Here is an 18,688-nt window from a genome sequence, read left to right as displayed (position 1 = left end):
ATCGCCGCCCGGATCGGCGGCTTCGCCGCCTCCGTCCGACCCCGGGGCCGGACAGCCGATCGCCGCCGGTGACCGGCGGGAGGCCGCGGCCACCACCGGCGTGGGCGGCCACGGGACGGCGGCCACACCGGCGGCGAAGGCGCGTCAGTCCGCCGTCCAGCCGTGCAGGCGCAACCAGTCCCGCACCACACCGGCGGTGCCGACCGGGTCCCTCCGCAGGTCGTGGCCCTCCCCCGGCCGGGTCACGACGGTCACGCCGGCGGTCGCGTCGGGCACTCCGAAGGGATCCCGGTCGCCGTTGACCACCAGTGTCGGCAGGCCGGTCCGCAGTTCCTCGGCCCGGGTGCGCTCCGGGCGGCCGGGCGGGTGCAGCGGAAACGCCAGCGCCACGATCCCCGCCGCGCCGACCGCACGGGCCGTACGGCAGGCGACCCGCGCCCCGCTGGACCGCCCGCCGACGAGCAGCACGGGCACGTCCGCGTGGCGTTCGCGTAGCACCGCGAGCACCGCCATCCACGCCTCGTCCAGGTGCCCGGCCGGCGCCGGCGCGCGCCGCCCGGCCACCCGGTAGGGCTGTGTCACCCGCACCACGGCCACGCCGGCGGCCACCGCCGCCTCCCGGACGGCGAGCAGGTCCGGCGCGTCGACGCTGCCACCCGCCCCGTGCCCGAGCACCAGCAGGGCCGCGGCGGCGCCGGACGGCAGATCGGTGTCGATCCGAGCCGGGCCGCGCGGGGTCGGGATCTCGTCGTGCGCTGTCACCGGGTCATTGTCGACCCGGCCGCGGACCGCCCGGGCCCCGCCCGGGGAATGCGCCCGACCGGCGGGCGCCCGGACTCAGGCCAGCGGGACGAGCGCGAGAAGACGGTCGCGGACCGGTGGTCCGGCCTCCTCGGCCGCGTCCGGATCCGGCTGGACCTCGCTGCGCCACGCGACCAGCATGGCGCGGCGTTCCCGGGGCGTGGTGCCGCCCCACACGCCGTGGCAGTCGCCGACCTCCAGCGCCCAGGCGAGGCACGAGCCCTGCACCTCGCAGGTGCGGCAGAGCGCGACGGCCGCGTCGGCGGGCTCGTTCGGAGCCGGAAAGAACGTCTCTGGATCGACGCTCTGGCAGGTGCCTCTGGTCCGCCACGCCTCGTCCTGCCGCCGCTCGCGCAACGCGCGGAGCAGCCGCGGATCTCGTCGTGCGGCGGCCACCTCATGCGGGCGGGGCATACGCGCCCGGGTCATCCACCCACCTCCCCCGTGGGACCAGCAAGATCAGCGGGTGTCGTCCGCCCCCTGCGGATCGACACTCGCCACGGCGCTGTGTTCTACCGCACTTTCGGAGGGCGTCACAAGGGGCTACCGGGAAGATGACCGAACGACCGGGAGACGTTTCACCCGCAACCCCGGCAAATCGGCACGCGGCGATGGCGGCGCCGGAACGGTGCGTGACGGCGACGCGCCCCGACGATCAGAACAGTGTCAGATCCTCCGCCTCTCGCGGGAGCGGCACCCGCGCGGTCAGGTGCGGGCCGTCGTTGCGGACGTCGCCCACCGCCGGGCCGACCGGGCGGACCTCCAGCCCGGCGAGCCAGTCGGCCGGCGGCGGGGCGAGCAGCGCGGCCGGGTCGTCCGCCGGCTCCAGCCAGGGCGCCCAACGGTCGGGCGGCAGGAGCAGCGGCATCCGGTCGTGCACCTCCGCCAACTCGCCGAGCGCCGCGGTGGTGAGCACGCTGAACGTGAGCCTCGCGTCGTCGCCGGCGCCCCAGACCGACCAGATGCCGGCGAAGGCCAGCACCGAGCCGTCCCGCGGGGTCATGTAGTACGCCTGCCGGCCGTCGGGCGAGCGGACCCACTCGTACCAGCCGTCGGCCGGGACCAGGCAGCGGCGGCGGGCGAAGGCCCCCGCGTACGCCCGGCTGGTGGCGACCGTCTCGGCGCGGGCGTTGATCATCCGCGCGGCGCCGGCGGCGCTGCGGGCCCAGTGGGGCAGGAAGCCCCAGCGGGCCACGGAGAGGGTGCGGTGCCGCTCCGGGCTGAGCCGCACCAGCGGCACGGGGTCGGTCGGCGCCACGTTGTGGTCGGGGCCGAGCCGGCCGCCCGTGTCGTCGTACGACTCGAAGAGGGCGCTCAGCTCACCCGAGCTCCGGGTCGTCGCGTACCTCCCGCACATGTCGCACACGCTAACCCGCCGGCTGTCCCGACTGCCGGGCGGCCGGCGTCGCCGTCGGGCGGACGCGGCAGAATGTAACCGTGGGCACTACGACCGCGACCCGGCCGCTGCAGCCGTGGACCGCACCGACCGCCTCCGACCCGGTGGCGGCGACGCTGCGCCTCCCCGGCTCCAAGTCGATGACCGCCCGCGCGCTGGTGCTCAGCGCGCTGGCCAGCGGTCCGTCGACGCTGGCCGGGCCGCTGCGCGCCCGCGACACCGAACTGATGGCCGCCGGGCTGCGCGGCATGGGTGCGCACGTGTCGATCAGCGACGACGAGCGGTGGCTCGTCCGGCCGCACCGGCTCGTCGGCCCGGCGCACGTCGACGTCGGCCTGGCCGGCACGGTGATGCGCTTCGTGCCGCCGGTGGCCGGCCTCGCCGAGGGACGGATCACCTTCGACGGCGACCCGCAGGCCCGCACGCGGCCACTCGGCCCGCTCATCGGGGCGCTGCGCTCGCTGGGCGTCCGGATCGACGTCGCCGGCCCCGACAGCCTGCCGCTGACCGTGGTGGGCGCCGGCCGGGTGGCGGGCGGCGAGGTGGTGATCGACGCCTCCGCCTCCAGCCAGCTCGTCTCCGGCCTGCTGCTGGCCGCGCCGCGCTTCGAGCGCGGGGTGGTGGTCCGGCACGTCGGCCCGCCCGTCCCCTCCGCGCCGCACCTGCGGATGACCGTGCAGATGCTGCGGGCCGCCGGCGCCGCGGTCGACGACGCCGAGGCCGACGTCTGGGCCGTCGAACCGGGCCCGCTCACCGGCCGCGGCTGGGAGATCGAACCGGACCTCTCCGGCGCGGTGCCGTTCTTCGCCGCCGCGCTGGTCACCGGGGGCGAGGTCACGCTGGCCGGCTGGCCGCACAGCAGCGCCCAGCCGGTGGAGCGCCTCCGGGAGCTGCTGCAACGGATGGGTGGCGAGGTGCAGCTCTCCACGGCGGGGCTCACCGTACGGGGCACCGGCACGGTCCGCGGTCTGGAGGCGGATCTCTCCGACGTCAGCGAGCTGACGCCGGCGCTGACCGCGCTCGCCATGCTGGCCGACTCCCCGTCCCGGTTCACCGGGGTGGCACACATCCGCGGGCACGAGACCGACCGCATCGCGGCGCTGGCGCGGGAGTTCACCGCCCTCGGCGCCGACCTGACCGAGTCCCGCGACGGGCTGGAGATCCGGCCCCGCCCGCTGCGGGGCGGCACCTTCCGCACGTACGCCGACCACCGGATGGCGCACGCCGCCGCGGTGGCGGGGCTCGCCGTGCCGGGCATCGAACTCGACGACGTCGCCTGCACCTCCAAGACCATGCCGGAGTTTCCGGCACTATGGTCGGCGATGGTGACCGGCAAGAGCTGACGGGACGGGGGCGGCCCTGGCGACCAGGCGGCGCGAGTACGACGAGGACGACGTACGGGTCCGGCCCGGCAGGTCGTCCCGCCCGCGTACCCGCACCCGCCCTCGGCACGCGGACGCGGTGGAGGGGTTCGTCATCGCCGTCGACCGGGGGCGCTACACCTGCGTGCTCCCCGGTGCCGGGCCGGACGCCCCCACGGTCACCGCGATGCGCGCCCGGGAGCTGGGCCGCAAGTCGGTGGTGGTGGGCGACCGCGTGGGGCTGGTGGGCGACACCTCCGGCGCACCGGGCGCCCTGGCCCGCATCGTCCGGATCGCCGAGCGGTCGTCGGTGCTGCGCCGCACCGCCGAGGACGACGCCACCACCGCCGAGGGGCGGCTGGAGCGGGTGGTCGTCGCCAACGCCGACCAGTTGGTGATCGTCAGCGCGCTGGCCGACCCGCCCCCGCGCACCGGTTTCATCGACCGTTGCCTCGTGGCCGCGTACGACGCGGACATCGAACCGCTGCTGTGCCTCACGAAGGCGGACCTGGCCGGCCCGGAGGCGGTGCTCGACTACTACGCCGAGCTGGAGCTGCCGTACGTGCTGATCCGCCCGGAGTCGGAGCTGGACGCGCTGCGGTCGCTGCTCGCCGGGCGGGTCTCGGTGCTCGTGGGGCACTCCGGGGTCGGCAAGTCGACGCTGGTCAACCGGCTCGTCCCGGAGGCGGACCGGGCGGTCGGCACGGTCAGCGCGATCGGCCGCGGCCGGCACACCTCGACCAGCGCCGTGGCGCTGCGCCTGCCGCCGGCCGCGGGTCGCGACGGCGACCCGGGCTGGATCATCGACACCCCGGGCGTGCGCAGTTTCGGGCTGGCGCACGTCTCCGCCGACAGCCTGCTGCACGGCTTCCCCGACCTGGTGGAGGGCACCCTCGACTGCCCCGCGAACTGTCCCCACACGCCGGACGAGCCGGCGTGCGGGCTGGACGCCTGGGTGGCCGCCGGCAAGGCCGACCCGCGCCGGCTCGCCTCGTACCGCCGCCTGCTGGCCTCTCGCGCGGGCGAGAGCGACCCGCGTGGCGAGCCCGAGCCCGGCGGCGAACGGCCCGGCCACGGGTGAGCCGCGCCCGGTCGGCTAGGTTGCCTGCATGACCGGGTACGCCGACGACCTCGCCCTCGCCCACACGCTCGCCGACGCCGCGGACGCCGTCTCGACGGCCCGGTTCCGGGCGCTGGACCTGCGCGTGGAGTCGAAGCCGGACCTGACCCCGGTCTCCGACGCGGACACGGCCGTCGAGCGGGAGATCCGCGACCTGCTGGCCACGCACCGCCCGGCCGACGGTCTGCTCGGCGAGGAGTACGGCGCCCAGCCGCCGGCCGGGCCGTCCGGGCGGCGCTGGGTCATCGACCCGATCGACGGCACCAAGAACTTCGTCCGCGGGGTGCCGGTCTGGGGCACCCTCATCGCGCTGCTCGAAGGCGACCGGCCGGTGCTCGGGCTGGTCTCGGCGCCGGCGCTGGGGCGCCGGTGGTGGGCCGCGGCCGGCGCGGGCGCGTGGGCCGGCCCCGACCGGGAGCGCGGCGAGCGGATCCGGGTCTCCGGTGTGCGGACGCTGGCCGACGCGAGCTTCTGCTACTCGTCCCTCACCGGCTGGGAGGCCGCCGGGCGGTTGGACGCGATGCTCGGCCTGATGCGGGACTGCTGGCGCAGCCGCGCGTACGGCGACTTCTACGGTTACATGCTGCTGGCCGAGGGGGCACTGGACGTGATGGTGGAGCCGGAGCTGTCGCTCTGGGACGTCGCGGCGCTGGTGCCGATCGTGACCGAGGCGGGCGGCACCATCACCGACCTGGCCGGCGCATCCGCCCTTGCCGGAGGGCCCGGCGGCGACCTCAGCGCGGTCGCGAGCAACGGCCCGCTGCACGCCGACGTCCTCGCCCGGCTGGGTCGGCCAGCCGCGCGCTGAGCACTGCCAGCCTCTATCCTCGCCAGGTGGTCTCCTCCGGCTGGTGCTTCCTCGCTGCGATGATCGTCGCGTACGGCGTCGCCAACCTGCTCCAGTCGGTGGCCGTGGCACGCACGACGGTGCACCACAGCTTCGATCCGGCGCTGCTGCTGCGGCTGGCCGGGCACCGCACCTACCTGGTCGGCGTGGCCTGCCAGCTCGCCGGCTTCCTGCTCGCCTTCCTGGCCCGCCGGGACCTTCCGCTCTTCCTCGTGCAGTCGAGCGTGGCGGCCGGGCTGGGCGTGACGGCCATCCTCGGCGTGCTGGTCCTGAAGTGGCGGTTACCGGTGGCCGAGGTGGTGCTGCTGGCCCTGCTCTTCGCCGGCATCAGCGCCCTGGTGCTGTCCGCCCGGCCGGCGCCGTCGCGGCAGCTCGGCCCGGCCGGCCTGATCGCCCTGCTCGTGGTGCTCGTCGTCATCGCCGTGCTGGGCTTCTTCGCGGTCCGGCTGCACGGGGCGCCCGGGTCGGTGGCGCTCGGTTCGCTGGCCGGCCTCGCCTTCTCCGCCGCCGCCGTGGCGGCCCGCCCGCTCGCCTCCTCCCCGTCGGTCGAGGCGTTCGCGCGCAACCCGCTGCTCTACCTCCTGGTCGCGCACTCGGTCGTCGGCCAGTTGCTGCTCGGCCTCGCCATGCAACGCGGCTCCACGACCGCGGCGGTGGCGGCCATGGACGCGGCGGGCGCGGTGCCCGCGGCGATCGTCGGGCTGCTGCTGCTCAACGACAAGATCTGGCCGGGCCGGGAGTGGCTGGCTGCCGCCGGTTTCCTCATCACGCTCGCCGCGGTGATCGGCCTGACCCGGTACGCCGAGCCGCAGCAGCACCACCGGGCGCCCCGCGGCCGGCAGCGGCGGCCCCTGGTCGGCGCCGCGGGCCTCAACTGACGGTCGAGCGGGCGGGCCGGTTCACGCCTCCACGGGCTTGCGGCGGCGTACCACCCGCTCGTAGAGGCGCTCCAACGCGCCGGCGGTCCGCTCCCACGTGTAGCTGCACCGCACCCGGTCCACGGCCGCGTGCCCGTAGGCGAACCGCCCCGCGTTGTCGGCGAGCAGGCGACGCAGCGTCACCCCGAGAGCGCGTACGTCACCCGGCGGCACCAGCCGGCCGGTGACCTCGTCCACCACGGCGTCGGCGATGCCGCCCATGGCGTAGCCGACCACCGGCACGCCGCAGGCCATCGCCTCCAGCGACACCCGGCCGGCCGACGAGTAGTGCGGGGTGCAGGCGACCACGTCGGCGGACCGGTACCAGGTGGCCATCTGGTCGTGCGGTACGGCGCCCACCAGCTTCACCTGCTCGGCCACCCCGTTGCGGTCGGCCAGCTCCCGCAGGCGGCGCGCCTCGGCGTGGTTGTCCAGCTCCTCGGCGGGCGGGCCGCCGGCGATCACCAGCTCGGCGTCGCCGACCAGCCGCATGGCCTGGATCAGGTCGTCCTGGCCGTGGCCGGGGGCGAGGCCGCCGACGGAGAGGATCCGGGGCCGCTGGTCGCGCGGCGCCGCCTCGCCGTCCGGATGGAACTGCTCCACGTCCACCCCGGTGGGCACCATCGCCACCGAGGTGCGTTGCAGTCCCATCCGGGTCAGTTCGTCGACCTCGTCGTTGCACTGGGCCACGGCGATGTCCACGGCACGGGTCAGCGCCCGCTCCAGCGGGATCCGCTCCCCCGGCCCGTCGTACGCGCGGCCGAGGTGGCGCAGCTGCTCGATGCCGAGCGAGTGGAACGTCTGCACCACGGGGATGTCCGTCTCCCGGACGGCGTGCGCCGCGGCGAGCCCACCGACCCAGTAGTGCCCGTGCACCACCTCCGGACGCCACTGCCCGGTCCAGCGGTCGGTCAACCAGCCGCCGAACTCGGCCACGTACGGGATGAGCTCGGCCGTCGGCAGCGGCGCGGCCGGGCCGACCGGGACGCGTTCCACCCGGTAGCCGTCGGCGTCGACGGTCGCCGGCAGCCCGGGATCGTCCCGCCGCTCGTAGACCCGGACGTCGTGTCCTCGTCTCGCCAGCTCGGCGGCGACCCGTGCGATGTGTTGGTGGGTGCCGACCGTCGGGCCGTCGGTCGTCCTGGACGGGCCGGCGTGCGCGCAGACGAGGCCGACGCGCATGGGTCACCTCCATGCGATCGTTCCAGCGGTGGTCCTCCCGGTCAGAGGGTCCCATTAACCAGGGCCCCGGACGCCGAAACCTGGCAGATCAGGAAGAGCCCGGCAGGTCACCCGGACACTTCCGCCACGACAATCACCAGGCGTACCGGATCACCGTCCGATGATCACGGTGCGTGGCGATCCGGGCCCGTTCGGCGGCATGACCGCCCCCGGGCGGGGGTACCGGCGAGGAATGCCACTCACCCGCAGCCTCGACGACGCCACGGTCGTCATCACGGGAGCCTCCAGCGGGATCGGCGCGGCCACGGCGTACGCCCTCGCCCGGCGCGGCACGGCGGTGGTGCTGGCGGCCCGGAGCGAGTCGACCCTGTCGCGCGTGGCGCAACGGTGCCAGGAGCTGGGCGGCCAGGCGCTCGTCGTACCGACCGACGTCACCGACGCGGCCGCCGTCCAGCGGCTCGCCGACCGCGCGGCGGCCGAGTTCGGCCACGTCGACGCGTGGGTCAACAACGCCGCGGTGGGCGCCGTGGGGCTCTTCGACGAGATACCGGTGGCCGAGTTCCGCCGCGTGCTCGAGGTCAACCTGCTCGGCGCGGTGCACGGCATCCGGGCCGCGCTGCCCCACCTCGCCGCCGCCGGCGGGGGCGTCGTGGTCAACAACGCCTCGGTGCTGGCCGAGGTGGCGATGCCCTACCAGTCGCCGTACAACGCCACGAAGCACGGGCTGCGCGGCCTGGCCGACACCGTCCGCCAGGAGCTGCGGGTCACCGGCCGGAGCAACATCTCGATCTGCACGATCCTGCCGGCCACCATCGACACCCCGTTCTTCCGGCACGCGGCCAACCACACCGGCCGGGAGGTGCTGCCGCCCCCGCCGGTCTACCCGCCGGAGACGGTGGCGGCCACCATCGTGCGGATGCTGCGCCGGCCGCGCCGGGAGGCGTACGCCGGTGGGGCGGCCCGGCTGCTCGGCCTCCAGTGGCGGCTGGCGCCGGCGCTAACCGAACGGGCCCTCGGCTGGTACGCCCACCGCACCCAGTTCGGGCCGGGCGCCCGCGCGGACAGCACGGGCAACGTGTTCCGGGCCGACGCGGACGGCCGGCGGGAGGGCGGCTGGCACGGCCGGCGCCGGCAGCTCGTCCGGATGACCGCCGCCTTCGGCCTCGCCGCCGCCGGCACGGCGGTCGGCACCCTGGCCGCCCGGACCCGCCGGGCTCGGACGGGCCGCCCATGAGGCGGACCGAGCGCCCGTCGACGCGGGCCGTGACCGGCGGCGAGACGACCGCGCCCGTCCACGTGCTGGCCGACGAGTCCTCGCCGGTGGTCCGGATCACGGGCGTGCTCGACCGGTCGGGCGTGCCCGCCGTCCGCGACGCGCTGCTCGACCGCCTCGTTGCCCGTCCCGGTCCCGTGGTGGCCGACCTCACGGAGGTTCGCGTCGTCGACCCGGCCGCCCGTGCCGTCTTCGCCGAGGTGCGGCGCGAGGTGGCCCACTGGCCGTCGGCGGGCCTGCTGGTCTGCGACCCCGCCGGGTCGGACCCGCCGGATCCCGCCCTGGCCGGGGTCCCGGTGCTGCCGACCCTCGACGCGGCGATGGACGCCGTGGCGCGGTCGCCGATGGCCGCCGTGCTCACCGCCGATCTCGCGCCGGTTCCCGACGCGGCCCGCGAGGCCCGGGACCTGCTGGCCGACGGCTGCCGGCGGTGGGGGGTGCCGGGGCTCGTCGAGGTGGGCAGCATCGCCCTGACCGAGATCGTCAACAACGTGGTGGCGCACGCCCGTACGCCGATGACGGTCCGGCTCGCGCCGGAGGACGGGACGCTGCGCCTGGCCGTCCGCGACCGTTCGACCCGGCCGCCCAGCTTCGCCGGCCCGGCCACGCCGACCTCGATCGGCGGCCGGGGGCTGCTGCTGGTCGACACCCTCGCCGAGCGCTGGGGCGCCACCCCGCTCCCGGACGGCAAGGTCGTCTGGTGCGTCCTCGCTCCCCCGCCCTGACGTCCGCCAGCCGCGCAACGGGATGGGCGTTTACGGTGTCTTCACGGCTTTCGGGGGGCGCCGCAACTGCATGATCGACGGGTGGGGCGGGTAGTGATCCGTCATGCGCGACGACGAGTACCCGACCCCCGTGTCCGACCCGGAGGCCAACGGCCTGCCGGGGACCGCCGACGACGACTCGACCGCCAACGACGACGTCTACACCGGTCGCGAGGCGGACGGCCCGGACCCGGCCCAGCTACCGGCCGACCGGACGCCAGTCGCCGTGGACCGGTACGGCACCACCGCGGAGGAGCAGCTCGACGGCGAGTCGCTGGACTACAAGCTCCAGCGCGAGCAGTACGAGCGGCCCGCCGACGACCCGCTGGCGGGCCCCGTCGACCCGGGCATCGCGGCGGAGGCCGACAGCGAGGAGGCCGCGGCGCAGGCGCAGCTCGACGCGGACGTCGTCGACGACGGCCCCAGCTCGGACCCGAAGTCGCCGGTGTCGCTCTACGACCACGGCCAGCTCGGCACGGTCGCCGACGCCCAGGTGGGCAGGATCGTGGAACCGGACGAGGGGTCGCACACCGACCAGGAGACCGACAACGTGGCGTACGACGCCGGCTCGGCCGGTGGCGGGGCCAGCGCCGAGGAGCTGGCCATCCACGAGACGCAGCCGCCGCACTCGGTCTGACCGGCGGCCGGTCAGTCCAGGCCGCGTTCGATCGCGTACCGGGTCAGCTCGACCCGGTTGTGCAGCTGGAGCTTGCCCAGCGTGTTCTGCACGTGGTTCTGCACCGTCCGGTGCGAGAGGCCGAGCCGCTGGGCGACCTGCTTGTACGACAGCCCCTTGGCCACGAGCCGGAGCACCTCGGTCTCCCGCTCGGTGAGCCGCGGCGTCTCCCCCGGTGACGACCCCGCGGGCCCCGCGGGGGTCGCCGCCAGGCGCCGGTACTCGCCGAGCACGAGGCCCGCGAGGCCGGGGGTGAAGACCGGCTCCCCCGCCGCCGTCCGGCGCACGGCGTCCAGGAACTCGGCCGGCGCCGCCGACTTCACGAGGTAGCCGGTGGCACCCGCCTTGACCGCGTCGAGCACGCTCTGCTGCTCACCGCTCGCGGAGAGCATGAGCACCCGCACGTCCGGCAGCGCCTCCCGCAGCCCCTGGATCACGGCGACGCCGGAGATGTCCGGTAGCTGGAGGTCGAGCACCACCACGTCGGGCCGGGCGGCGGGGGCGACCCGCACCGCCTGCCGCCCCTCGCCGCTGGTCGCCACGACGAGGTGCCCGGCCTCGGTGAGGTCGCGGGCAACGCCCTCGCGCCACATCGGGTGGTCGTCGACGATCATCACCCGCACCGGCCGCCCGGGGCCGCCGACCTCCCCGGTCACCGGCCGCTCCACGCCGGCCTCGCCGGTCGCCGGCCGCTCCACGCCCGCCTCGCCGGTCACCGGCCGCTCCACGCCCGCCTCCCCGGTCACCGGTCGCTCCTCGGCACGGTCAGCTCGACCTCCGTCCCGGCGTCGGGGCTCGACGCGATGCGGACCGTGCCGCCGAGGTCGGCCACCCGGCCCCGGATCGACTGCGCCACCCCGAGCCGGCCCTGCGCCTGCGCCTCCTCGAGCCGGCCCTCCGGAATGCCCGGCCCCTCGTCGCGTACCGACACCGTCACCGTCGCCCCCTCGTCCTCGACCAGCACCCACGCCCGCCCACCGGCGTGCCGTTCCACGTTGTCCAGGGCCGCCGCCGTCGCGGCCGCCAGCTCACGGGCCACCGTGGCGGGCAGCGGCACCGGTGTCGCCGGCGCGGAGAGTGAGACCCCCGCCCTGGCGTACCGGCTGAGCAGCGTACGCACGTCGACCTCGTCGTGCCCGCCCGTGGCGGGCGGCAGGGCGGCTCCGCCGATGAGCGCCCGCAGCGCGGCCTCCTGCTCGCCCGCCAGGCGCGCCAGCTCGCCGGCCTCCCCCGGCAGGTCCGCGCCGCGCCGCTGTACCAGGGCGAGCACCTGGAGCACAGAGTCGTGGATGCCCCGGGCCAGCCGCTCCCGCTCCCGGGTGGCCGCCTCCAGCTCCACGGCCCGCTGCAACCGCTCCTCCGCGGTGACCGCGAGGCGGGCGACGTGCCCGACCACGGCCCCGGCGAGCAGCAGCAGGATCGCGCCGGTCAGGGACGACGTGCTGATCCGTTCCCGGGTGGCGAGGTCCGCGCCGCCGATCACCACGGCGGCCACCGTCCCCCGCCGCCGGCCGCCCGAGACGGCCCAGGCGAGCACCGGGCCGGCGAGCCAGGCCACCGCGAGGGTCGGCACGCCGCCGTGCAGGGCCGCGCGGCCGATCACCCACGGGGTCGCGAGCAGGATCGCCAGCACCACGCCGAGGTCGGCCAGGAGCAGCGGCCAGCGCCGCCACGCCGGACGGGCGTACCCGAACGCGGTCACCGCGGTCCAGACGGCCATCAGCAGGACCAGGCCGGCGCCGGCGAGGGGGTGGGCGTACCGGTCCGCCTCGCGCAGCGCCACCAGGCAGACGTACGCCAGGGAGGCCGCCCGGAACACCGCCACGGCGCGCCACAGCGGCATCTCGAACCCACCGGGCGACGACGGCATGCGCGTCACGATGCCACAGCGCTCTCCGGCCACGGTGGGGCCGCCTGATGCGGGCCGGGAAACCCTGACGTACGGTGGAAATGCCGCGAATGACTCCGAGACCTGCCGTCGGGATGGGCCATGACGAACGCCGACCCTCGCGTACCGCGTACGGTGGTGCCCATCGAACCTGCCCTCCTCCTCGCCGAAGCCTTCGACCGGGCCCGCGTGACCGAGGTGCGCCACACGGTCACGTCCTGCGCCCGCACCGCGGGCCTGCACGGCCAGCGCCTCGACGACTTCGTGCTCGCGGTGAACGAACTGATCACCAACGCGGTGCGCCACGGCGGCGGGCGCGGCGCGCTGCGGCTGTGGCGGCGCGACGGGCGGTTGGTCTGCGAGGTCGCCGACGAGGGGCTCGGCATCAGCACGCAGCGGCTGGACGACCGGGCCCGCCCGGCCCCCGACACCGCCGGCGGCTGGGGCCTCTGGCTCGCCCGGCAGCTCAGCGACACGATGGAGGTGACGAGCGGCGCGACGGGCACCGTCGTCCGGATCACCGCCGCGATCCCCGCCCCCGCCGGGCAGGCCGACTGAGGCGGGGCGCCGCACCGGTACGGCGCCCGACGCGACCGGGCGGGGTCAGCCGAAGAGGGCGCTCACCGACTCACCGTTGTGGATCCGCCGCACCGCCTCGGCGAGCGCCGGCGCCACCGAGAGCACCTTGAGCTTCGGCACCCGCTTCTCCTGCGGGATCGGCACGGTGTTCGTGCAGACGACCTCCAGCACCCCCGGTTGCTCGCTGAGCCGGCTCAGCGCGCCGGCCGAGAACAGGCCGTGCGTGCACGCCAGCCGGATCGAGCGCACCTTCAGATCCCGCAGGTGGTCCATCAGCTCGATCATCGTGCTGCCCTTGGCGATCTCGTCGTCCAGCACGATGACGTCCCGGTCGGCCACGTCACCGATCACCGCGCTGATCGTGACCTTGTCGTCGCTGAAGCGCTGCTTCGCGCCGGCGGCGACCGGCGTGCCGAGCATCCGCGCGAACGCCGCCGCCTGCTTGGCGTTGCCCAGGTCGGGCGAGACGACCACGGTGTTGCCCAGGTCGTAGCGGCGGAAGTGGTCGGCCAGCTCCCGCAGGGCGTGCAGGTGGTCCACGGGGACGCTGAAGAAGCCGTGCACCTGCGGCGAGTGCAGCGTCATCGCCAGCACGCGGTCCGCCCCGGCCGAGGTGAGCAGGTCGGCCACCAGCCGCGCGCCGATCGAGATGCGCGGCGCGTCCTTCTTGTCCGACCGGGCGTACGCGTAGTGCGGCAGCACCACGGTGATCCGGCCGGCCGAGGCGCCCCGCGCGGCGTCGATCATCAGCAGCAGCTCGACGAGGTGTTCCTGCACGGGCGGCACCAGCGGCTGGATCAGGAACACGTCCCGCTCGCGGCAGTTGGCCTGCAACTGCACCTCGAGACAGTCGTTGGCGAACCGGGACACCCGCACCGGGTGCAGCGGCACGCCCAGATGGGCACAGATCTCGGCGGCGAGGTCGGGGTGGGCGGTTCCGCTGAAGACGGCGATGTCACGCACGTCTGCACATCGTACGGGCGGGGTGTCCGCGCGCGGCCGCGGCGGTCCGCGGCGCCCGACGGCGCTGCCGCTGGTCGGCGGGAACGGGCCGGTGCCGGTACGGTGCTGCCGTGACCGCAGAGTTCGTCGCCGCCATCGACCAGGGCACCACCTCCTCGCGGTGCATCGTCTTCGACCGGGCCGGTGAGATCGTCGCCGTGGCGCAGCGCGAGCACCGGCAGATCTTCCCCCGCCCCGGCTGGGTCGAGCACGACGCCGAGGAGATCTGGACGAACGTCCAGCAGGTGGTCCGGGAGGCGTTGCACGCCGCGGGCACCGACGCGGCCGGGCTGGCCGCCGTCGGCATCACCAACCAGCGCGAGACGACAGTGGTGTGGGACCGGGCCACCGGACGCCCGGTGGCGAACGCGATCGTCTGGCAGGACACCCGGACGGGCGCGCTCCTGCGCGAACTCGACGAGGCGTACGGCGAGGAGCGGCTGCGGGAACGCACCGGCCTGCCGCTGGCCACCTACTTCGCCGGGCCGAAGCTGCGCTGGCTGCTCGACAACGTCGACGGGCTGCGGGCGCGTGCCGAGGCCGGCGAGGTGCTCTTCGGCACGATGGACAGCTGGCTCGTCTGGAAGCTGACCGGCCGCCACGTCACCGACGTGACCAACGCCAGCCGCACCATGCTCATGGACATCTCCACGTTGGACTGGGACGCCGAACTGCTCGACGCGCTCGGCGTGCCGGCCGCGATGCTGCCCGAGATCCGCAGCTCCGCCGAGGTCTACGGGACGGCCACGGGCGTCCTCGCCGGGGTGCCGGTGGCCAGCGCGCTCGGCGACCAGCAGGCCGCCCTCTTCGGGCAGACCTGCTTCCAGCCGGGCGAGGCGAAGTGCACCTACGGCACCGGCAGCTTCCTGCTCCTCAACACCGGAGCGAGCGCCGTCGCGTCCTCGCACGGCCTGCTCACCACTGTCGCCTACCGGATCGACGGCCAGCCGGCCGCGTACGCCCTGGAGGGCGCCATCGCCGTCACCGGCTCGCTGGTGCAGTGGCTGCGGGACAACCTGGGCCTCATCTCCACCGCTGCCGAGGTGGAGGACCTGGCGCGCACGGTCGAGGACAACGGCGGCTGCTACGTGGTGCCGGCCTTCTCCGGCCTCTTCGCGCCGCACTGGCGCAGCGACGCCCGAGGGGTCGTGGCCGGCCTCACCGGCTACATCACGAAGGGGCACCTGGCGCGGGCGGTGCTGGAGGCCACGGCCTGGCAGACCCGCGAGGTGGTCGACGCGATGAACGCCGACTCCGACGTGGCGCTGCGACGGTTGCGGGTGGACGGCGGCATGACCGCCAACGGGCTGCTCATGCAGTTCCTCGCCGACGTGCTCGACGTGCCGGTGGTCCGCTCCCGGATCACCGAGACCACCTGCCTCGGCGCCGCGTACGCGGCCGGGCTCGCGGTGGGTTTCTGGCCGGACCTGGCCACCCTGCGCGCCCAGTGGCGCTCGGACGCCGAGTGGAGCCCCCGGATGGACCCGGCACACCGCGACCGCGAGCTGCGCAACTGGCGCAAGGCGGTCGAGCGCACCCTGAACTGGGTGGACTGAGCGCATCGCCCCCGGCAGCCGCCGGGCGGGACGGTGTGGGACGCCCCGGAGCGGGTAGACGCCTCCGGCTCCTCGGCGGACCGGCCGGGGCCGCCGCGGAGGAGGCTCAGATGTCACGCATGCCCCACGCGCCGTCCCACGACGGCGAGTTCGAGTTCTGGCGCAACCACGCGCAGATCTCCTTGCAGCCGGTCGCCGCGCCGTCGATCCTCGGCCTGTACGGCTTCGCCGCCGCCACGTTCGTGGTGTCCTCGAACCTGGCCGGGTGGTGGGGTGACAGCGCCGCGCCGACCTTCCTGTTCCCCTTCGCCGCGTTCACCGGCGGCCTCGCGCAGTTCCTGGCCGGCATGTGGGCCTACCGGGCCCGCGACGGCGTGGCGACCGCCATGCACGGCATCTGGGGCGCCTTCTGGCTCGCGTACGGCCTGCTCTACCTGCTCGTGGCGGTCGGCGTGCTGACCCCGCCGACCCCCTTCGTGGCGCTCGGCTACTGGTTCCTCGCGCTCGCGGCGATCACCTGGGCCGGGGCGGCGGCCGCGCTCGCGGTCAACCTCAGCGTCGCCCTCACACTGGCCACGCTCGCCGCCGGCGCGACCTGTCAGACGATCGGCCAGCTCGCCGACATCTCGGGCTGGCGGACACTCGGCGCCTACTTCTTCATCATCTCGGCCGTCGTCGGCTGGTACACGGCGACGGCCATGATGCTGGAGTCCGCGTACCGGCGGGTGGTCCTGCCGATGGGCAAGCGCGGCGCGCCGGACCGGCCGGGGCAGGAGCCCCGGCAGGTCATCCAGTTCGTCGCCGGCGAGCCGGGCGTCAAGGTCGGGCAGTGACCGTACGGGCGAGCGCGGGGCGTGGCCCTCGCCCGCCCCCCGTCACTCCCACCGGTTGCCGGTGAGCGTCTCGTAGACGTCCACGTAGCGGGCGCGGGTCGCCTCCACCACCTCGGCCGGAACCTCCGGGGCGGGGGCCTGCCGGTTCCAGCCGCTCTCGGTCGCCCAGTCCCGCACGTACTGCTTGTCGTACGAGAACTGGGGCCGCCCCGGCTGGTACGACGCGGCCGGCCAGAACCGGGACGAGTCGGAGGTGAGCAGCTCGTCGGCCAGGACCAGGGTGCCGTCCGGCGCCCAGCCCAGCTCGATCTTGGTGTCGGCGATCAGGATGCCCCGGTCGGCGGCGATCTCGGCGCCCCGCCGGTACACGTCGATGGTGATCTGCCGCAGCCGCTCGGCCGTCGCCTCGCCGACCTTGGCCACCACGTCCGCGTACGTGATCGGCTCGTCGTGCTCGCCGACCGGCGCCTTGGTCGACGGGGTGAAGATCGGCTCGGGCAGGATCGAGGCCTCGACCAGCCCCCGGGGCAGCGGCACGCCGGAGACGGCGCCCGTGCGCTCGTACTCCTTCAGCCCGCCGCCGGTCAGGTAGCCGCGGGCGACGCACTCGACCGGCACCATCTCCAGCCGCCGGCAGCGGATCGCCCGGCCCGCGAACTCGGCGGGCACGTCGGTGGCCGAGACGACGTGGTTCGGCACCAGGTCGGCGAGCTGCGCGAACCACCAGAGGGAGAGCGCCGTGAGCAGCTTGCCCTTGTCGGGGATCGGTGTCGGCAGGACCACGTCGTAGATCGAGATCCGGTCCGAGGCGACGAGGATGAGGTCGTCGCCGTCCGCGTAGACGTCCCGGACCTTGCCCGAGTGCAGAAGTTCCACGCGGCCTAGTACATCACGCGGGCGGGGCGCGCCGGCCAGGGCGGCGGGGCGCATCGACGCGTACGGCCCGGGTGTGCCCGGACGGCCGTTGACACCTTCGGGCGGTCCCTGCGTGAATGGGCCGACCGTCCCCTTCGCCACGTCACCGGAGTCCCGCGTGCCCGTTTCCCGCCCACCGGTCGCCGGCGCCGACCCCGGCCGACGCCGGGTGCTCGCCGCCCTGCTGGGGACGCCGGTCCTCGCCGCCGGCGGGCTCGCGGGCTGCACGGACCCCTCGACCACGGCCCCCGCCCGGGAGGGACCGGTCGAGCTGTCGGTCTTCTGGTGGGGCGGCCCCGAGCGGGCGGAACGGACCGAGCGGGCGCTGCGCCTCTACGGCGAACGGCATCCCCGTGTCGGTTTCCGGGTCACCTGGCAGGGCTTCGACGGCTACTACGGCCGGCTGGCGACGCAGGCGACCGGCGGCAACGTGCCCGACCTGATCCAGCTCGACGACAGCGTCCTCACCGAGTACGCCCAGCGCGAGATCCTCCTCGACCTCACCGACCACGTCGCGGACAACCGGCTCGACCTCCGCAACCTGCCCGACGGTCTGGCCCGCTACGGCCAGGTGGACGGCCGGACGGTGGCGGTGGCGGCCGGGCAGACCGCGGCGGCCGTCGTCTTCAACCGGAACCTGCTGCGGACGCTGCGGGTCCCCGAACCGCGGGCCGGGATGTCCTGGGACGAGTACCTGGGCTGGGCCCAGCAGGTCACCCGGGCCAGCCGGGGCCGGGTGGCGGGCACCTCCGACGCGTCCGGCGACCACCGGGCGCTCTGGCTCTGGCTGCGCGGCCGGGGCAGCGAGTTCTACCGGGGCCGGCAGCTCGCCTTCGGCACCGGCGAGCTGCTCGACTGGTTCGAGCTGTGGCGGCGGGCGCGCGCCGGACGCGCCGTGCCCGGGGCCCCGCTTGTCGAGGAGGCCGACAACGGCGAGCGGGCGCACCAGCTCGTGGTGTCGGGGCTGACCGCCGCCTCACTCGCCTGGTCGCACCAGCTTCCGGAGCTGCAACGCCTCACCCGGGCCGAGCTGGGTGTCGTGCCCTTCCCCGGTTCCCCGATGGCCCAGTGGGCCCGCGCGTCGATGTACTGGGCGGTCTTCCGGGGCAGCCGCAACCCCGACGCCGCCGTCGACGTGATCAACTTCCTGACCACCGACGTGGCCGCCGGCGCCGTCCTCGGCCACGACCGGGGGCTCACGCCGAGCCAGGCCGTACGACGGGCCGTGCAGGGCAGCGTCACCGATCCGGCGCAGCAGCGGGCCGCCGCGCTCGGCGACGCCCTCGGCACGGCGATCGGGACCGCACCGCCGCCGCCCCCGAAGGGCCACGCCCGGGTCCGGGGCCTGCTCGTGGCCGCCGCCGAGAGCGTACGGTCCGGTCGCGTCGACCCGCCGACGGCGGCGACCCGCTTCCTCGCGCAGGCCGACGCCGCCCTGGCCGCCTGAGGCACACGCGGGCCGTCCGCGGGCCGGCCAGGGTCAGCGCGACCGGCGGGTCAGGGCAGCCCACGGACCAGCGCGGCCGGCCGACCGGCGCGGCCCGTGGGTCAGCGCGCGGATCAGAACGGACCGTTTGG

The 18,688-nt window shown here is 75.5% G+C and carries 19 protein-coding genes; 11 read left to right on the top strand and 8 right to left on the bottom strand.

Features of this window, described 5'->3' with window-relative positions; genetic code table 11:
• Positions 1-144 precede the first annotated feature (144 nt).
• The 3 genes from D7I43_RS14650 to D7I43_RS14640 all read right to left on the bottom strand — a co-directional run bounded on the left by D7I43_RS14650 (position 145) and on the right by D7I43_RS14640 (position 2,158).
• Positions 145-762: an alpha/beta hydrolase family protein gene (locus tag D7I43_RS14650; protein WP_120329038.1), complete on the bottom strand. Its 618-nt coding sequence runs from the start codon at positions 760-762 to the stop codon at positions 145-147.
• 75 nt (positions 763-837) lie between these two features.
• Positions 838-1,230: a WhiB family transcriptional regulator gene (locus tag D7I43_RS14645; RefSeq protein WP_120329037.1), complete on the bottom strand. Its 393-nt coding sequence runs from the start codon at positions 1,228-1,230 to the stop codon at positions 838-840.
• Positions 1,231-1,456: 226 nt separating this feature from the next.
• Positions 1,457-2,158: an SOS response-associated peptidase gene (locus tag D7I43_RS14640; protein WP_120329036.1), complete on the bottom strand. Its 702-nt coding sequence runs from the start codon at positions 2,156-2,158 to the stop codon at positions 1,457-1,459.
• Between the two features lie 80 nt (positions 2,159-2,238).
• Here D7I43_RS14640 and aroA point away from each other — a divergent pair, with 80 nt between their 5' ends.
• From aroA to D7I43_RS14620, 4 genes are all read left to right on the top strand, one after another.
• On the top strand, positions 2,239-3,540 hold the full coding sequence (gene aroA, locus D7I43_RS14635) for a 3-phosphoshikimate 1-carboxyvinyltransferase (RefSeq protein ID WP_120329035.1): 1,302 nt from the start codon (positions 2,239-2,241) through the stop codon (positions 3,538-3,540).
• A 118-nt stretch (positions 3,541-3,658) separates the two neighbouring features.
• Complete coding sequence (gene rsgA / locus D7I43_RS14630) at positions 3,659-4,639, top strand: ribosome small subunit-dependent GTPase A (RefSeq protein ID WP_240032960.1); 981 nt, start codon at positions 3,659-3,661, stop codon at positions 4,637-4,639.
• A 28-nt stretch (positions 4,640-4,667) separates the two neighbouring features.
• The gene (hisN, locus tag D7I43_RS14625) at positions 4,668-5,486 is read left to right on the top strand and encodes a histidinol-phosphatase (protein WP_120329033.1); all 819 of its coding nucleotides are present in this window, start codon (positions 4,668-4,670) and stop codon (positions 5,484-5,486) included.
• A 26-nt stretch (positions 5,487-5,512) separates the two neighbouring features.
• Entirely contained in the window at positions 5,513-6,403 is an 891-nt protein-coding gene (locus D7I43_RS14620) for a hypothetical protein (RefSeq protein ID WP_120329032.1), read from the top strand.
• A 21-nt stretch (positions 6,404-6,424) separates the two neighbouring features.
• Here D7I43_RS14620 and D7I43_RS14615 read toward each other — a convergent pair whose 3' ends face one another.
• Positions 6,425-7,624, bottom strand: a complete 1,200-nt coding sequence (locus D7I43_RS14615) for a glycosyltransferase (protein WP_120329031.1) — start codon at positions 7,622-7,624, stop codon at positions 6,425-6,427.
• Positions 7,625-7,856: 232 nt separating this feature from the next.
• On the opposite strand from D7I43_RS14615, the gene D7I43_RS14610 reads away from it, so the two are divergent.
• From D7I43_RS14610 to D7I43_RS14600, 3 genes are all read left to right on the top strand, one after another.
• The gene (locus D7I43_RS14610; RefSeq protein ID WP_120329132.1) at positions 7,857-8,858 is read left to right on the top strand and encodes an SDR family oxidoreductase; all 1,002 of its coding nucleotides are present in this window, start codon (positions 7,857-7,859) and stop codon (positions 8,856-8,858) included.
• Positions 8,855-9,622, top strand: coding sequence for an ATP-binding protein (locus D7I43_RS14605; protein WP_120329030.1), 768 nt, complete (start codon positions 8,855-8,857; stop codon positions 9,620-9,622). The genes D7I43_RS14610 and D7I43_RS14605 overlap by 4 nt, the downstream gene beginning before the upstream one ends.
• Before the next feature lie 103 nt (positions 9,623-9,725).
• The gene (locus D7I43_RS14600) at positions 9,726-10,298 is read left to right on the top strand and encodes a DUF5709 domain-containing protein (protein WP_120329029.1); all 573 of its coding nucleotides are present in this window, start codon (positions 9,726-9,728) and stop codon (positions 10,296-10,298) included.
• Between the two features lie 11 nt (positions 10,299-10,309).
• On the opposite strand, the gene D7I43_RS14595 is transcribed toward D7I43_RS14600, so the two are convergent.
• A complete protein-coding gene (locus tag D7I43_RS14595) occupies positions 10,310-10,951 on the bottom strand; it encodes a response regulator (protein ID WP_120329131.1) in 642 nt (213 codons plus the stop codon).
• A gap of 128 nt (positions 10,952-11,079) precedes the next feature.
• Positions 11,080-12,207 (bottom strand): MacS family sensor histidine kinase, encoded by a 1,128-nt coding sequence (macS, locus tag D7I43_RS14590; RefSeq protein WP_120329028.1) that lies wholly within the window; start codon positions 12,205-12,207, stop codon positions 11,080-11,082.
• Between the two features lie 120 nt (positions 12,208-12,327).
• On the opposite strand from macS, the gene D7I43_RS14585 reads away from it, so the two are divergent.
• Complete coding sequence (locus D7I43_RS14585) at positions 12,328-12,783, top strand: ATP-binding protein (protein ID WP_120329027.1); 456 nt, start codon at positions 12,328-12,330, stop codon at positions 12,781-12,783.
• Between the two features lie 45 nt (positions 12,784-12,828).
• On the opposite strand, the gene D7I43_RS14580 is transcribed toward D7I43_RS14585, so the two are convergent.
• Positions 12,829-13,767 carry a ribose-phosphate diphosphokinase gene (locus D7I43_RS14580; protein ID WP_120329026.1) on the bottom strand — a complete coding sequence of 313 codons (939 nt, stop codon included), beginning with the start codon at positions 13,765-13,767 and terminating at the stop codon, positions 12,829-12,831.
• Positions 13,768-13,877: 110 nt separating this feature from the next.
• Here D7I43_RS14580 and glpK point away from each other — a divergent pair, with 110 nt between their 5' ends.
• Together glpK and D7I43_RS14570 are read left to right on the top strand one after the other, a co-directional pair.
• Entirely contained in the window at positions 13,878-15,362 is a 1,485-nt protein-coding gene (gene glpK, locus D7I43_RS14575) for a glycerol kinase GlpK (protein WP_120329025.1), read from the top strand.
• A 110-nt stretch (positions 15,363-15,472) separates the two neighbouring features.
• Complete coding sequence (locus D7I43_RS14570) at positions 15,473-16,195, top strand: acetate uptake transporter family protein (protein ID WP_120329024.1); 723 nt, start codon at positions 15,473-15,475, stop codon at positions 16,193-16,195.
• Positions 16,196-16,237: 42 nt separating this feature from the next.
• Here D7I43_RS14570 and D7I43_RS14565 read toward each other — a convergent pair whose 3' ends face one another.
• Complete coding sequence (locus D7I43_RS14565) at positions 16,238-17,071, bottom strand: phosphoribosylaminoimidazolesuccinocarboxamide synthase (RefSeq protein ID WP_120329023.1); 834 nt, start codon at positions 17,069-17,071, stop codon at positions 16,238-16,240.
• 157 nt (positions 17,072-17,228) lie between these two features.
• On the opposite strand from D7I43_RS14565, the gene D7I43_RS14560 reads away from it, so the two are divergent.
• Positions 17,229-18,557 carry an ABC transporter substrate-binding protein gene (locus D7I43_RS14560; RefSeq protein WP_120329022.1) on the top strand — a complete coding sequence of 443 codons (1,329 nt, stop codon included), beginning with the start codon at positions 17,229-17,231 and terminating at the stop codon, positions 18,555-18,557.
• Positions 18,558-18,688: the final 131 nt, after the last annotated feature.

Source organism: Micromonospora globbae, from assembly GCF_003610785.1.
Classification (GTDB): Bacteria; Actinomycetota; Actinomycetes; order Mycobacteriales; family Micromonosporaceae; genus Micromonospora; species Micromonospora globbae.
Note: the sequence above shows the minus strand (reverse complement) of the source record. Positions and strands in the feature narration are given on the sequence as shown.

Excerpts from the sequence above, each read along its gene's own strand:
- D7I43_RS14640 (WP_120329036.1), bottom strand. The coding sequence starts at position 2,158 with ATGTGCGGGAGGTACGCGACGACCCGGAGCTCGGGTGAGCTGAGCGCC.
- D7I43_RS14600 (WP_120329029.1), top strand. The coding sequence starts at position 9,726 with ATGCGCGACGACGAGTACCCGACCCCCGTGTCCGACCCGGAGGCCAAC.
- D7I43_RS14570 (WP_120329024.1), top strand. The coding sequence starts at position 15,473 with ATGTCACGCATGCCCCACGCGCCGTCCCACGACGGCGAGTTCGAGTTC.
- D7I43_RS14645 (WP_120329037.1), bottom strand. The coding sequence starts at position 1,230 with ATGACCCGGGCGCGTATGCCCCGCCCGCATGAGGTGGCCGCCGCACGA.
- D7I43_RS14615 (WP_120329031.1), bottom strand. The coding sequence starts at position 7,624 with ATGCGCGTCGGCCTCGTCTGCGCGCACGCCGGCCCGTCCAGGACGACC.
- D7I43_RS14595 (WP_120329131.1), bottom strand. The coding sequence starts at position 10,951 with ATGATCGTCGACGACCACCCGATGTGGCGCGAGGGCGTTGCCCGCGAC.
- macS (WP_120329028.1), bottom strand. The coding sequence starts at position 12,207 with ATGCCGTCGTCGCCCGGTGGGTTCGAGATGCCGCTGTGGCGCGCCGTG.
- D7I43_RS14605 (WP_120329030.1), top strand. The coding sequence starts at position 8,855 with ATGAGGCGGACCGAGCGCCCGTCGACGCGGGCCGTGACCGGCGGCGAG.
- hisN (WP_120329033.1), top strand. The coding sequence starts at position 4,668 with ATGACCGGGTACGCCGACGACCTCGCCCTCGCCCACACGCTCGCCGAC.
- D7I43_RS14610 (WP_120329132.1), top strand. The coding sequence starts at position 7,857 with ATGCCACTCACCCGCAGCCTCGACGACGCCACGGTCGTCATCACGGGA.
- D7I43_RS14585 (WP_120329027.1), top strand. The coding sequence starts at position 12,328 with ATGACGAACGCCGACCCTCGCGTACCGCGTACGGTGGTGCCCATCGAA.